Annotated in this window: 11 protein-coding genes and 1 pseudogene; 10 read left to right on the plus strand and 2 right to left on the minus strand. The window is 70.9% G+C overall.

From position 1 onward, the window contains the following. Positions 1-241 precede the first annotated feature (241 nt). The 8 genes and pseudogenes from O7631_RS12205 (at position 242) to O7631_RS12240 (ending at position 9,512) form a co-directional block, all read left to right on the plus strand. A pseudogene (locus tag O7631_RS12205) lies at positions 242-1,442 on the plus strand (hypothetical protein). Between the two features lie 377 nt (positions 1,443-1,819). Then, positions 1,820-2,701 (plus strand): 30S ribosomal protein S2, encoded by an 882-nt coding sequence (gene rpsB / locus O7631_RS12210; RefSeq protein WP_278144338.1) that lies wholly within the window; start codon positions 1,820-1,822, stop codon positions 2,699-2,701. Positions 2,702-2,835: 134 nt separating this feature from the next. Then, a complete protein-coding gene (gene tsf, locus O7631_RS12215) occupies positions 2,836-3,663 on the plus strand; it encodes a translation elongation factor Ts (RefSeq protein WP_145785067.1) in 828 nt (275 codons plus the stop codon). A 161-nt stretch (positions 3,664-3,824) separates the two neighbouring features. Continuing rightward, a complete protein-coding gene (gene pyrH, locus O7631_RS12220; RefSeq protein WP_030335195.1) occupies positions 3,825-4,592 on the plus strand; it encodes a UMP kinase in 768 nt (255 codons plus the stop codon). 79 nt (positions 4,593-4,671) lie between these two features. Then, entirely contained in the window at positions 4,672-5,229 is a 558-nt protein-coding gene (gene frr / locus O7631_RS12225; RefSeq protein ID WP_088991032.1) for a ribosome recycling factor, read from the plus strand. Between the two features lie 350 nt (positions 5,230-5,579). Next, positions 5,580-7,034 (plus strand): phosphatidate cytidylyltransferase, encoded by a 1,455-nt coding sequence (locus O7631_RS12230; RefSeq protein ID WP_278144339.1) that lies wholly within the window; start codon positions 5,580-5,582, stop codon positions 7,032-7,034. Positions 7,035-7,138: 104 nt separating this feature from the next. Next, on the plus strand, positions 7,139-8,296 hold the full coding sequence (rlmN, locus tag O7631_RS12235; protein WP_278144340.1) for a 23S rRNA (adenine(2503)-C(2))-methyltransferase RlmN: 1,158 nt from the start codon (positions 7,139-7,141) through the stop codon (positions 8,294-8,296). A gap of 31 nt (positions 8,297-8,327) precedes the next feature. Next, positions 8,328-9,512, plus strand: coding sequence for a DivIVA domain-containing protein (locus O7631_RS12240; RefSeq protein ID WP_278144341.1), 1,185 nt, complete (start codon positions 8,328-8,330; stop codon positions 9,510-9,512). Between the two features lie 84 nt (positions 9,513-9,596). Here the strand turns inward: O7631_RS12240 and O7631_RS12245 are convergent, their stop codons facing one another. Continuing rightward, positions 9,597-9,818: a DUF2631 domain-containing protein gene (locus O7631_RS12245; protein WP_088991027.1), complete on the minus strand. Its 222-nt coding sequence runs from the start codon at positions 9,816-9,818 to the stop codon at positions 9,597-9,599. A gap of 198 nt (positions 9,819-10,016) precedes the next feature. Between O7631_RS12245 and O7631_RS12250 the strand changes: the two genes are divergently transcribed. Continuing rightward, on the plus strand, positions 10,017-11,597 hold the full coding sequence (locus O7631_RS12250; RefSeq protein WP_278144342.1) for a Rieske 2Fe-2S domain-containing protein: 1,581 nt from the start codon (positions 10,017-10,019) through the stop codon (positions 11,595-11,597). Positions 11,598-11,784: 187 nt separating this feature from the next. Then, positions 11,785-12,429, plus strand: coding sequence for a TMEM175 family protein (locus O7631_RS12255; protein ID WP_278147914.1), 645 nt, complete (start codon positions 11,785-11,787; stop codon positions 12,427-12,429). Between the two features lie 147 nt (positions 12,430-12,576). Here the strand turns inward: O7631_RS12255 and O7631_RS12260 are convergent, their stop codons facing one another. Continuing rightward, positions 12,577-14,178 (minus strand): NAD(P)/FAD-dependent oxidoreductase, encoded by a 1,602-nt coding sequence (locus O7631_RS12260; protein ID WP_278144343.1) that lies wholly within the window; start codon positions 14,176-14,178, stop codon positions 12,577-12,579. Between the last annotated feature and the right edge of the window lie 44 nt (positions 14,179-14,222).

Consider the following 14,222-nt stretch of genomic DNA (forward strand, 5'->3'; position numbering starts at 1 on the left):
CAGGCCCGAGGGGCGACCTCCCGAATTCACCGCTGTCGGCCGCACCATGATCAGGTGATGGAAAGTAGGTCCCAGGACGGCTGTGGACCTACTTTTCATCACTTGATCAACGCTGGTGGTGGGCGCGAGGGTGGCCCGGCGCGTCTCCGCCGGCTTCCGTCCGCTCGCGCTGGCTGCCGTGCTGGCTGCCGTGCTGGCTGCCGCTGACCGCCGTGCTGTCGACAGCGTGGGTCGGGCCGAAATGGCGCGGGCGTGGCCGGTCGCATACGGTGCCTGACGTGGACGGACGACGGAGTTTTCCGGAAGATCAGGAGCCGCCGCGCTGGTACGCCGATGAGCGGGGTCGCGGTTACGGCGAGTCGGAGTGGCGCGGCGCGGGCGAACCGCGGTACCGGGACAGCGACGTCCCCGAGCAGCGTGGCCCCGACGAGAGCCACTCCGTCGAGGACACCGGCGTCGGCCGGCGCCGCGAGCCGGACTCCGGCCGCTTCGGCGCCGTGGACGCGGGCCGGTTCGGTGGTGCGGCGGAGTCGGATTCGGGTCGGCTGAGCGCCGTGGACACCGGCCGGTTCGGCAGTTCGCCGGAGTCGAACCCGGGTCGCTTCGGCGCTGTCGATGCCCAGTCCGGTCGGTTCGGGGCTGGTGAGCCCGACTCGGGACGGTTCGGCGCGGTCGACCCGTTGGGGGACGTTCGGCCGGAAGTCGACGGATACCGGGCGACCCGGTCACGGCGTGCCGACCGCGATCCTTCGGAGATCTCCGGGGAACTGCCCGGTCGTTGGGCGGCCCCGGAGCCGACCGGGGCGGGCGCGCCGCTCACCGTCCGGGATCCTTCGGAGACCTCGGGGGAGTTGCCTGGTCGTCGGGCCGCCCGGGAGTCGGCCGCGACTGACGCACCACTGACCGTCGGCCGCGAGCAGGCCGGCCGTTCGTCGACGCCGGCCGGCGAGACCCCGGCCGGCGCTGTCGCCGACCAGGCTCGTCCCGCCCCGCTCGGCGGTTACCCGATCATCGAGCCCACCCGTGGCGGTGGCGAGACTCCGCATCCGCTGGAGATGCCGACCGGTCCGATGCCGGGGATCGGCCCCCGTCCCGACCTGCCCACAACCGAGCCGTCGGTGTATCCGCCGGCCGCCGACGGCGTCTACCGGACCCGTCGGCCGGTGTTGGCCGTACTCTTCGCCCTGTTGGTGTTGATCTTCGAGGTGCCCGCGCTGCGGGTGCTGCTCGCGGGCGTCACCGGCGATCCGGTGGACGCCGGGAACGTCGTGGTGGGCATCGCCCTGGTCGCCGGGCTGCCGATCTTCGCGATCGGGCTCTACGGGCTCCGAACCGGAGGTCTGGCGCTTTCCGACACGGGTCGTGGCTGGTTGCGCCCACCGACGGCCTACCTGACCGTCGGTCTGGTGCTCTTCATCGCCGCCGCGCTCGCCGCCGGCTGATCCGCCGCGCTCGCCGCCGGCTGATCCGCCGCGCTCGCCGCGGGCGTGATCGACACCAGGTCGGCGATGTGGGGGTGTCAGGGCCGGGGGATGGCCCCACCTCGCCGATGTGGAGTCGATCATGGGGCGCGTCGGCGAGGTACGCGGTGGCGGAGCGGCGCACCCCGGGGCGGCTGAACGGGTGAGGGGCGTACACTGGCCAACTGGCGACCGCCTCGTGCGGTCGACCTCGCGTGCCCTCTTCACGAATCGTCGTGGAGCGACGGCCTCCCTGGTCCCGATCCTGATCGGGCCCACCATGGGCCGGCGACCAGGCGCCAGGACGCCCGGCCACCGGCCGGGCGTGACAACCAGGGATCTAGAGGAGTACCCCAACCATGGCCGTCGTGACCATGCGCCAGCTGCTGGAGAGCGGTGTCCACTTCGGGCACCAGACCCGGCGCTGGAACCCGAAGATGAAGCGCTTCATCATGACCGAGCGCAACGGCATCTACATCATCGACCTGCGCCAGACCCTCGACTACATCGAGAAGGCGTACGAGTTCGTGCGTGGAACCGTCGCCGAGGGCGGCAGCATCCTGTTCGTCGGCACCAAGAAGCAGGCCCAGGAAGCGATCGCCGAGCAGGCGACCCGGGTCGGCCAGCCGTACGTCAACCACCGCTGGCTCGGTGGCATGCTGACCAACTTCCAGACGGTGTACAAGCGGCTCCAGCGGATGAAGGAGCTGGAGGGTCTGGGTGACCTCAGCGGCACCGCCGCCGGTTACACCAAGAAGGAGACCCTGCAGCTCTCCCGCGAGAAGATCAAGCTGACCCGCACCCTCGGTGGTCTGCGGGACATGCAAAAGCTTCCCGCCGCGGTCTGGATCGTCGACACCAAGAAGGAGCACATCGCCGTCGACGAGGCCCGCAAGCTGGGCATCCCGGTGATCGCGGTGCTGGACACCAACTGCGACCCGGACGAGGTCGACTTCCCGATCCCGGGCAACGACGACGCGATCCGCTCGGCCGAGCTGCTGACCAAGGTCGTCGCCGCCGCCGTCGCGGATGGTCTGATCGCGCGTTCCGGCCGTCGCCGGGGCAACGACGAGAAGCCCGAGGGTGTCGCCAGCGACGAGCCGCTGACCGAGTGGGAGCGCGAGCTGCTCGAGCCGAAGAAGGCTGACGAGTCGACCGCCGCTGCCGCCGAGCAGCCCGCCACCCCGGAGCAGCCGGCGCAGGCCGCCACCGAGCAGCCGGCGGCCGCTACCGCGGAGTGATCGCACCGTCGCTGCCCCGCCGTCCGTTTTCGCGAACGGCGGGCAGCGGCGGTACGCCGGGCACGATCCGCCCGGATCCGGGTAACCGGCACCTCTGACCATCCACACGCCGTCTCAACACCGAAGAGAGAGCCATGTCCCAAATCACCGCCGCGGACGTCAAGAAGCTCCGCGACCTCACCGGCGCCGGCATGATGGACAGCAAGAAGGCGCTGACCGAGGCCGAGGGCGACTTCGACAAGGCCGTCGAGATCCTGCGCGTCAAGGGCGCCAAGGACGTCGGCAAGCGGGCCGGTCGTACGGCCGCCAACGGCTTGGTCGCCCACTCCGGCAAGGCCCTGTTGGAGCTCAACTGCGAGACCGACTTCGTCGCCAAGACCGAGTCGTTCATCGCGCTGGCCCAGCAGTTGGTCGAGCACGGTGAGCGCTCCGGCGTGAACACCGCCGAGGAGCTGCTCGCCAGCGAGCTCGACGGCAAGGTTGTCGCCGACCTGATCCAGGAGCAGTCGGCCAAGATCGGCGAGAAGCTGGTCCTCAACCGGTTCGCCAAGGTCGAGGGCACCACCGCCGTCTACCTGCACCGCAAGGCCCAGGACCTGCCGCCGGCCGTCGGCGTGCTGGTGTCGTACACCGGTAAGACCGACGAGGCCGGCGACGCCGACGCCCGTGGTGTGGCCATGCAGATCGCCGCGATGCGACCGAAGTACCTCACCCGGGACGAGGTTCCGGCCGAGATCGTCGAGTCCGAGCGGCGCATCGCCGAGCAGACCGCCCGCGAGGAGAACAAGCCCGAGGCGGCCCTGCCGAAGATCGTCGAGGGTCGGGTGAACTCGTTCTTCAAGGACTACGTCCTGATCGAGCAGTCGTCCGTCGCTGACAACAAGAAGTCGGTGAAGCAGGTGCTGGCCGAGGCCGGCATCGAGGTCACCCGCTTCGTGCGGTTCGAGGTCGGCCAGGCCTGAGCCGTCACCGGGCGCCCTGGGCGTCCGTGGGCAGGAGACGTCGACGAGGAGGCCGCCGGTGTACGTGACAGGCACCGCGGCCTCCTCGTCACATAGGGTCGGCAGCGGCAGGTTCGCGGTACGCGCCGCACGGGGCGTGCGCGTGGTGAAGGGCGGGGCGGATGACGCAGGTTGTGAGTGACCGGACGCTGGAGCTGGACGATCCGACGGCACCGCCGCCGGGGCGGGCCCGCCGGGTGGTGCTGAAGCTTTCCGGTGAGGTCTTCGGTGGTGGCGCGATCGGCGTCGACCCGGACGTCGTCCAAGCCATCGCCCGGCAGATCGCCACAGTGGTCCGCCGCGGTGTGCAGGTCTCCGTGGTGGTCGGCGGCGGCAACTTCTTCCGCGGCGCGGAGTTGCAGAAGCGCGGGATGGACCGGGCCCGCGCCGACTACATGGGCATGCTCGGCACCGTGATGAACTGCCTCGCGCTCCAGGACTTCCTGGAGAAGGAGGGCATCGAGACCCGGGTGCAGAGCGCCATCACGATGGCCCAGGTCGCCGAGCCGTACATCCCGTTGCGGGCGATCCGGCACCTGGAGAAGGGCCGCGTGGTCATCTTCGGCGCCGGCGCCGGCATGCCGTACTTCTCCACCGACACGGTGGCCGCCCAGCGGGCTCTGGAGATTCGGGCCGATGTGGTGCTGATGAGCAAGAACGGCGTGGACGGCGTCTACACCGCCGACCCCCGGATCGACCCCACCGCCAGCAAGCTCGACTCGATCACCTTCTCCGAGGTGCTGCGCCGCAACCTGCGGGTGGCCGACGCGGCGGCGTTCAGCCTCTGCATGGAGAACGGCCTGCCGATGTTGGTCTTCGGCGCGCAGGGTGACGACACCATCATCCGCGCGGTGGGTGGCGACAAGATCGGCACCCTGATCACCGCCTGAGCCCCGCCGATCGCGGCGGCGGCGGTCTGACGACTTTCAGCAGAGCCCACGACGAGCACAGAAGGAGGCGAGGAGACCGGTGATCGACGACACCCTCCTCGAGGCCGAGGAAAAGATGGAGCGTGCGGTGGAGCACGCCAAGGAGGAGTTCGGCGCCATCCGCACCGGTCGCGCCAACCCCGCCATGTTCTCCAAGGTCATCATCGACTACTACGGCACTCCCACGCCGTTGACCCAGATGGCGTCCATCGCGATCCCCGAGCCGCGGATGGCGATCATCAAGCCGTACGACAACTCGCAGATCAACGCCATGGAGAAGGCGATCCGCGACTCGGACCTCGGGGTGAACCCGAACAACGAGGGCAGCCAGCTACGCATCCTGCTTCCCCAGATGACCGAGGAACGCCGCCGCGACATGATCAAGGTGGCTCGGCACAAGGGCGAGGAGGCCAAGGTGGCGATCCGTAACGTCCGCCGCCGTGGCAAGGAGGAGCTGGACCGCATCGTCAAGGACGGTGAGGCCGGCGAGGACGAGGGCCGCCGCGCCGAGAAGGAACTCGACGACCTGACCCAGCGCTACGTCGCCAGCGTCGACGACCTCGTGAAGCACAAGGAAACCGAGCTGCTCGAGGTGTGACGGTCCGCCCGCTGGCGGGTGTGCTGTTCCGAGGCCCGTTCCCGACGTGGGAGCGGGCCTCGTGTCGTACGCCGAGGGCGTCCGGCTGCGGATTCCGTTGGCGATGCCGTACCGGCTGGGTGGGCGCCGCCGTCCCGCGGTCCGCCGACCAGGGCGGGGTCCGTCGGCGTGCCTCGTCCGCCGTGCCGATCCGGCGAGTGCAGTAGGCTCGGCAGGATTCCCGGCCACCGGGTGGTGAACCAGGGGAGTCGACCGACCGTCGAGGCGGTCAACCGGAGAACATCGCGCGTGTAGGGGATGCTTGTGGTCGTGCGTCATGTGGTGGTTCTCGCGCCCCGTCGCGGTGCGTGATGTCCCGCCCCGACCCCTACGGCAGCGAGCCTCGCGGCTGGGACCGCCCGGAGCGCCCGGTGGCGCTGCCCTGGCCCGACCAGGAGTTGGACGCCGGCCAGTGGAGCCGCGGTCCGACCGCCGGCCCCGAGCTGTACGCCGACCCGCCCACCCGGCCGTACGCCGAGCCACATCCGACGGGCCCGTACGACGAGCGCGGCCGTGCGGTCCGCCCGGACGACCGGGACCGTTTCGACGACCGTGACCGGCGCGATCGCTTCGACGACCGGGACCGGCGCGACGACGACCGAAACCAACCCGACCGGTACGACGACAGGGGCCGCTCCGGCTGGCCCGGTGATCGTGCGCCCGTCGGCCCGGACGGCGCCCCCACCCGCCCGGAGCGGTACGACGAGCCCGCCCGGTACGACGAGCCCGCCCGGTACGACGAGCCCGCCCGGTACGACGAGCCCGAGCCGTTCGACGCTCCGGTCCGCTTCGACGACGACACGTACCCGACCGCGCAGCTCGCGCCGATCGGTGCCGAGCTGTTGCCGGACCCGGAGCCGGTGGACGAGCCGGAGCCGCCGGCCGGTCGACGGACGAAGGGTCGGCGTCGGGCCAGCCTCGATCGACCGCCCACGCAGCAGGTCGGCAACGGACGGGCCGGCCGTAATCTTCCGGCGGCGATCGGGGTCGGGCTGGGGCTCGGCGCGTTGATCGTGGTGCCGCTGGTGTTCTACCCGTTGGCGTTCCTGCCGGTGATCGCCGGTGCCGTCGCCGTGGGCATCTGGGAGATGGCCCGCGCGGTCCGACGCAGCGGCGCCCATCCACCCTTGGTGCCGTTGATCGCCGGCGGGGTGCTGACCGTCGGCCTGGCCTGGTTCGCCGGCCCGGACGCGCTCAGCCTGGGGCTGCTCGTCACCGTGCTGGGCACGATGATCTGGCGGCTCGGTGACGGTCCGACCGGTTTCCAGCGGGACCTCACGGCGGCCACCCTGATCGCCGTCTACGTGCCGTTCCTCGCCGGTTTCGCGGCGTTGCTGGCGGCGGCTCCCGACGACGGTTGGATGCGGATCCTGGCCACCCTGGTCGCGGTGGTCCTCTCCGACACCGGCGGGTACGCGGCCGGCGTCTCGTTCGGCAAGCACCCGATGGCCCCGTCGATCAGCCCGAAGAAGTCCTGGGAGGGCTTCGCCGGCTCGGTCACCGCGGCGGCCCTGGGCAGCGCGTTGCTGCTGTGGCTGATGTTCGAGGTGGCTCCCTGGTGGGGTGCGCTGTTCGGGGTGGCGGTGTCCTGCGCGGCGGTCCTCGGTGACCTGGCCGAGTCGATGATCAAGCGGGATCTCGGCGTCAAGGACATGAGCAACCTGCTGCCCGGCCACGGTGGTCTGATGGACCGACTGGACTCGATCCTCTTCGCGGTGCCGACCGCCTACCTGTTGCTGGCCGTCCTGGTGCCGGTGGTGAACTGAGGCATGGATCACGGCGTTCCGGTCATCCGGCTGCGGGGGTCGCGGCCCGTTCGGCACCTCCGGATCGGCACCTGCCGCCGACGGCGTGACACACTGGACCAGCCATGACGAGCCTGCCGTTGATCCCCGCCATCTCGGATGCCCCCGCCGCGCGCCGGGCCTCCATGCCGCCGAAGCACCTCGCCGATCTGGACCTGGCCGGTCGCCAGGCGCTGGTCACCGAGTTGGGTGAGCCTGCGTTCCGCGCGAAGCAGGTGTCGAACCACTACTTCGGGCGGCTGGTCCGCGACCCGCAGGCCATGACCGACCTGCCGGCGGCGACCCGGGAGCGGCTGTCCGAGCAGTTGATGCCCAGGCTGCTCACCCCGGTGCGCGAGCTCGCCTGTGACGACGGCGCGACCCGCAAGGCGCTCTGGCGGCTGCACGACGGTGCGCTGGTGGAGAGCGTGCTGATGGGTTACCCGGACCGGGTCACCGTCTGCATCTCCAGCCAGGCGGGTTGTGGCATGGCGTGCCCGTTCTGCGCCACCGGCCAGGCCGGGTTGACCCGCAACCTGTCCACGGCGGAGATCGTCGACCAGGCGGTGTACATGGCCGGGGTGGCCGCCTCCGGCGTGGTCGCCGGGTCACCGCCGCGGCTGTCGCGTGTCGTCTTCATGGGCATGGGCGAGCCGCTGGCCAACTACAACCGGGTCATCGCGGCGATCCGTCGCCTGGTCAGCCCTGCTCCGGAAGGGCTCGGCCTGTCCCAGCGGCACATCACCGTTTCCACGGTCGGCCTGGTTCCGGCCATCCGCCGACTGGCCAGCGAAGACCTCTCTGTGACCCTTGCGCTGTCGTTGCACGCGCCCGATGATGATCTGCGCGACGAACTCGTGCCGGTAAACCAGCGCTGGAAGGTAGCCGAGGTGCTGGACGCAGCGTGGGACTACGCCGCCCGGACGGGCCGTCGCGTGTCGATCGAGTACGCGATGATCAAGGACGTGAACGACCAGCCCTGGCGGGCCGACCTCCTCGGACGGCTGCTGGCCGGCAAATTGACCCACGTGAACCTCATTCCGCTCAATCCGACGCCGGGCAGTCGCTGGGACGCGAGCCCGAAGCCGGTCGAGCGGGAGTTCGTCCGGCGGTTGCGCGACGCCGGGGTGTCCACCACCGTACGGGACACCCGAGGTCGCGAGATCGACGGCGCGTGTGGCCAGCTCGCCGCCGCCGAGGACAACGACACCAACACCGACCGCGCCGGAGAGGCACCGGCGTGACCGGGCGTGGCGAACGAGACCAGGAGACATAGTGGCGAGTCAGGGTCAGCGTTTCCGGCGCAAGGCGCTCCGCCGGGGATACAAGGTCGACGAGGTGGATGCCTTCCTCGACCGGGTCGAGGCGACGCTCGACGGCCGACAGGTCGGTGCGCCGGTGGCCTCCCAGGAGGTCCACGACGTCGTCTTCCGGGTCCGCTTCAACGGCTACGACGAGTGGCAGGTCGACCTTCACCTGGACCGGGTGGAGCGGCAGCTGGCCGAGTTGGAGGAGCGCAACAGCGGGCGCGGTGGCGACCCCCGGATGGCTGACCGGTTGGGCCCACCGGACCGGATGGGGCCGCCGATGCGCGACGAGCGGGGCATGGCTCCGCCGATGCCGCCGCGTCCGATGCCCGCGCAGGCTGGCCCGCCCGCCGACCGTTACGGCCGCTACGACGAGCCGACCGGCGCCTTCGCGGGTGGGTACGACGGCCCTCGCGGCGGTTACGACGCCCAGCGTGGCCCGGCCGGTCCCGGCCCGATGGGCCCCGGTGGTCCGATGGGCCCTGGCGGTCCGATGGGGCCCGGTCCGATGGGTGGCCACGGCGCTCCGCCACGCGGTCTCCCCGCCGGCCCGTCCGGCTACGGCCAGGACGACCAGCGCGCGCCGGGTGGTTACGGCCAGGACGACCAGCGCGCCCCGGGTGGTTACGGCCAGGACGACCAGCGCGCCCCCGGGGGGTACGGCCCGCCGGACGAGCCGCGTTTCGACGGCTTCGAGGCCGGTCGCCACGGCCGCACCGACATGACCGCCGAGATCCGGATGCCGGAGCGGGACCTGCGTGACATGCGCCGGGGCCCGGCTGGTCCGCCTCAGCTGCCCCAGCAGGGCATGGGTGGCCCGCCGATGGCCGGTCCGCCCGCTGTCGCCGGCCCTCCGATGGGCGGCCCCCCGATGGTCGGTCCGCCGATGGCCGGTCCTCCCGGCAGCGACCTGTACCGGGTCGACCAGATCCGCCGTAGCTTCCAGGTCCGTCGGTTCGGCAGCGGGTACGACCCCGACCAGGTGGACCGGTTCTTCGAAACCCTGCTGGGTGGGATGCAGCGCCGCAATCCGATGCCGGTCGACCCGAAGGACCTCGACACGCTGCGGTTCGGGCTGGTTCCGGGCGGCTACTTCGAGGCCGAGGTGGACGCCGCGCTCAAGGACGTGCAGGACATTCTCTTCGGGCGCTGACCCGACGCGTACGGACGAGGGCCCGTCCCCGGGTGGGGGCGGGCCCTCGGCGTACGTCGGCCGGTCGTCCGGCGGACGGTCGGGTCAGGAGCGCAGACCGCTGCGGCGCAGCACGATGTCGCCGATCACGATGATCAGCAGCAGTGCGGCCAGGCCGATCAGCCAGAGGTCCTCGACCCTGCCCTCGTGGTTGCCGCAGATCATCGCCAGCAGCGCCAGCGCCGACAGCACCGCGCCGATCTGCCCGGCTTTGCGGTGCCCGGGCTTGTGCTGGTCTGGCGACGTTACCGGCTCGCTTCCTGCCACTGTCGGTCCTTCCCTCGCGATCGGATCTTTGGTTAGTCTGGCACGCCTCCCGCTCGGGGCGGCGAGGTGGGGGTTTCCTGGCCATCAGGCTCTGTCTGCCAGGGCCGGACGGCACTACCGGCGTCGCGGGGCGACGGTCAGACTCACTCCGGTAGCGTTTGGCGTACACCTGATTGTCTGTTTGAGGGGGACTGTGCGGTGCGAGTGACCGGAACCGGGCACGCCAGCATGCGGATCGACACGGCCGCGGGCAGCATCCTGTGCGACCCGTGGGTCAATCCGGCGTACTTCGCCTCGTGGTTCCCCTTCCCGGACAATTCCCTGCTCGACTGGGAGAGCCTGGGCCAGGTCGACTACCTGTACGTCTCCCACCTGCACCGGGACCACTTCGACGCGAAGCACCTACGGGACTTCGTCTCGAAGGACGCCACCGTCCTGCTGCCCGAGTTCCCCACCTCGGAGATGGAGGACGAGTTCCGGGCGCTGGGCTTCACCAAGTTCCTGAAGGCGCCCAACGAGCAGGTCGTGGAGCTGCCCGGCGGCCTGAAGATCATGATCCAGGCGTTGACCAGCCCGACCGACGGTCCGATCGGCGACTCGTCGCTCTGGGTCGAGTACGACGGGGTGCGGCTGCTCAACCAGAACGACGCCCGTCCGACCGACCTGAGCGTCTTCGCCGAGCTGGGGCACGTGCACGCGCACCTGCTCCAGTTCTCCGGCGCGATCTGGTACCCGATGGTCTACGAGCTGCCGCAGGCGGCGAAGACCGCGTTCGGCAAGCAGAAGCGTGACCGGCAGTTCGACCGGACGTGGCGCTACATCGACGACCTGAAGGCCGACCACGTCTTCCCGATCGCCGGCCCGCCCTGCTTCCTCGACGACGAGCTGTGGCAGTTCAACGACATCCACGGCGACGAGGGCAACATCTTCCCCGACCAGTCGGTCTTCCTCAGCGAGTACGCGAAGGTCGGCGGCACCAACGGGATCGTGCTGCTGCCGGGCAGCGTCGCCGAGGTCACCACCGAGGGCGCGAGCACCACCCACCCGGTGCCGGTGGAGGAGTTCTTCGCGAACAAGGTCGCCCACCTGGAGGAGATGCGCGAGCGTAAGCGCCCGGTCATCGAGGCGGAGAAGGCGTCCTGGCGGCACCCCGAGGTGGACGTGCTCGGCGAGATGAAGCGTCGGATCGAGCCGCTGCTCGACGAGTCGATCTACCTGGCCAAGGGCGTGGGTGGTCCGGTCCGTTTCGACCTGGTCGGGTACGACGGCGAGAGCGTCGAGTCGATCGTGGTGGACTTCCCCGGCAAGGAGGTCCGGCCATACGCCGACGAGAAGGTCCGCTACCGGTTCCGGACCGAGCGGTCGTTGATCGAGCACCTGCTCTTCATCGACGAGGTGGACTGGGTCAACTCTCTCTTCCTGTCCTGCCGGTTCTCGGCGGCGCGGATCGGTCAGTACAACGAGTTCGTCTACGCGTTCTTCAAGTGCCTTTCGGAGGAGCGTCTCCAGTACGCCGAGGGCTGGTACGACGAGCACGAGCGCACCACCGACGCCGAGGACATCACGCTGGGCGACTGGGTGGTGCAGCGGCGCTGCCCGCACCTGAAGGCCGACCTGACCCGCTTCGGCATCGTCGAGGGTGACCAGCTCACCTGCCAGCTGCATGGTTGGCGCTTCGACCTGCCGTCCGGCCGCTGCCTGACCAGCGTCGGCCACAAGGTGCGCGCCCACCGGGTGGACGCGGAGACCCCGGCCCCGGCCGGGGAGGCGCTCAGCTGACCTGCCAGCCGGGCGCCTGAGGTGGCGCCCAGCCGATCCGCGTCCGCCCGACCCCCCGATACGCCACGATGCAGTGGAGGGCGGTGAAAGCCGCAGTCCGGTAGCTACCGGACACCATTGAGAGTGGGGCGGCGTGGCGGGCGCGGACGCGCGACAGGGTTCGTACCGGTACGGGCGCGGCCGGGAGATGGCCCGGGACGCGGCGCGGGTGGAGACGTTCAGCGACGGGGTCTTCGGGGTCGTCCTGACGGTGATGGCCGTCGAGCTGCTCCAGACCGGCCCGGCCCGGGTGGGCGGGAGGGAGCTCCCCGAGGCCCTCGCCGACGCCTGGCCGTCCTACCTGGCGTACGTGATCACCTTCGGGATCGCCGGTCAGGTCTGGATCGCCCACCACAACATCTGGCGGTACGTGGTCCGGGTCGACCAGATGCTGTTGGTGCTCAACCTGCTCGTGCTGCTCTTCATCGCCACCATCCCGTTCACCGCCGACCTGTTGTCGGACAATCTGCGGGGCAGCGCCACCGAGCAGCGGCTGACCGCCGCCCTCTACCTCGGCACCGTGCTCGGTGAGGCGATCTTCGTCAACCTGAGCTGGTGGTGGGCCCGCCGCGCCGGGCTGCTGCACGCCGACCTGGATCCCCGGCTGGCGCGGGCGATCGCCCGGCGGGTCCGGCTGAAGCCCCTGCTCTACCTGGTCGCGTTCGCCACCGTCTTCGTCAACCCGATCCTGAGCCTCTGCGCGTACCTCCTGTTGGTCGCCTTCTACCTCATCGGTGGCCCCGGTGACCTACGGCCGTACGCGTACCGGACCGAAGAGGCCTCAATGCCCTAGGGCCTGTTTCATAAGGGCGGTCGAGCCGAGGCGGAGTCCGGGCGGCGATCCGGCAAGGCGCGGTTTCGTCCGGATACCGGTGTTGTATCCGGACGAAACCGCAACGCCGCCGGGCGTCGTCCGGGCCCGCCGCAGGCCGGCCAGTTCTTATGAAACAGGCCCTAGGTCCGCGAGGATCCGGCGGGCGGCGTTGTGGCCGGCGGCGCCGATGACGCTGCCGGCCGGGTGGCAGCCCGCGCTGCCCGCGTACACGCCGTCGATCCCGGTGGCGTAGGGCATCCGGTCGGTGAACGAGACAGTGTTGTCGACGTGGTGGATGTGCCCACCGGTGATGCCGAAGTGCTCCTCGATGCCGGGCGGGGGCAGGGGCACGGCGTCGGCGATCAGGGCACCGGTGCCCGGGGCGTACCGCTCGACGATATCGACCAGCCGGTCGACGTAGCCGGGCAGTTCCGCGTCCCAGGTCGTGCCGGCCAGCTGGTAGGGGACCGACTGGACGAACAGCGCCGACGAGTGGTGCCCGGCGGCGTCGGAGAGCGACGGGTCGACGGTGGTGTGCAGGTACCACTCGATGGTCGGCTCGGCCGGCAGTCGTCCGGCCTGCACGTCCGCCCACATCGCCCGCAGCGCGGTCATCGGTGAGGTGGCCTCCCCGCCGACCAGCGAGGCGGAGCCGGGGAGCAGGTGGATGGTCGAGCCGAACGGGCTCGGCGTGCCGGCCGGCAGGCAGGAGAACCGGGGCAGTCCGGTGAGCGCCAGGTTGAGCTTGAGGGTGGTGCCGGGGCGGCGGACCGCCGCCATCCGTTCGCCGAGTGGCGCCGGGAGCGCGCCGTCGGGCAGCAGGTCCATCAGCCGGTACGGGTCGCACGCGCCGAGCACCACAGGGGCGGCGACCTGTCGGCCGTCGGCCAGTACGACACCGCTGGCCGCGCCGCCGTCCACCGTCACCGCGCTCACCGGCGTACCGGTCAGGATGGTCGCCCCTGCGGCGCGGGCGGCCTCGGCGAACGTCCGCGAGACGGTGCCCATCCCGCCCTCGGCGATCATCCAGGTGCCGCCCGAGCCGGGAAGTCGGCACATGTTGTGCACGAGGAAGTTGTGGCCGGTGCCGGGGTCGTCCGGGCCGGCGTTGAGGCCGGACAGCCCGTCGGTGACCGCGTACATGCTGACCAGCAGCTCGGAGCGGAACTCGAACCGGGCCAGGTAGTCGGCTACCGAACCCTGGACGAGGTCGACGAAGACCTGCCGCAGGGCCGGTCGGACGTGCCGCTCGGCGGTCTCCTGGGCGCTCAGCGGCTCGGCCAGCCAGGCCGGGGCGAGGTCCTCCCGCAGCGCCGCCAGCTCGGCCTGCATGGCGTCGTCGGCGGCCACGTCGGCGGGGGAGAAGAACTCGGTGAGCTGGGCCCGGGTCGCGGCGGTGTCACTGCCGAACAGCAGGTACGGCGAGCCGATGCCGCCCGGCGTGGGCAGGAAGTAGTGCGGGTCGCGGCGCAGCACCGGGATCCGCACGTCGAGGGTGGTGAGCAGTTCCGGGGGCATCAGCCCGAGCAGGTACGAGCCGGTGGAGTGGCGCAGCCCCGGCACCTTCGGGAACGGGTTCTCGGTGCGGGTCGCGCCGCCGAGCACGTCAGCGGCCTCCAGCACCAGGACGTCCAGTCCGGCGCGGGCCAGCAGGACTGCGGAGACCAGGCCGTTGTGCCCGGCACCGACGATCACGACGTCGGCGCGGGCCGGAATCTCACTGCTCATGCCGGGGCAGCCTAGTCCGCTCCGCCGGCCCCGGGCAGCCCAAC

This window comes from Micromonospora sp. WMMD967 (assembly GCF_029626165.1).
Taxonomy (GTDB): Bacteria; Actinomycetota; Actinomycetes; order Mycobacteriales; family Micromonosporaceae; genus Micromonospora; species Micromonospora taraxaci.

Excerpts from the sequence above, each read along its gene's own strand:
- O7631_RS12230 (WP_278144339.1), top strand. The coding sequence starts at position 5,580 with ATGTCCCGCCCCGACCCCTACGGCAGCGAGCCTCGCGGCTGGGACCGC.
- tsf (WP_145785067.1), top strand. The coding sequence starts at position 2,836 with ATGTCCCAAATCACCGCCGCGGACGTCAAGAAGCTCCGCGACCTCACC.
- pyrH (WP_030335195.1), top strand. The coding sequence starts at position 3,825 with ATGACGCAGGTTGTGAGTGACCGGACGCTGGAGCTGGACGATCCGACG.
- O7631_RS12255 (WP_278147914.1), top strand. The coding sequence starts at position 11,785 with ATGGCCCGGGACGCGGCGCGGGTGGAGACGTTCAGCGACGGGGTCTTC.
- O7631_RS12260 (WP_278144343.1), bottom strand. The coding sequence starts at position 14,178 with ATGAGCAGTGAGATTCCGGCCCGCGCCGACGTCGTGATCGTCGGTGCC.
- rlmN (WP_278144340.1), top strand. The coding sequence starts at position 7,139 with ATGACGAGCCTGCCGTTGATCCCCGCCATCTCGGATGCCCCCGCCGCG.
- rpsB (WP_278144338.1), top strand. The coding sequence starts at position 1,820 with ATGGCCGTCGTGACCATGCGCCAGCTGCTGGAGAGCGGTGTCCACTTC.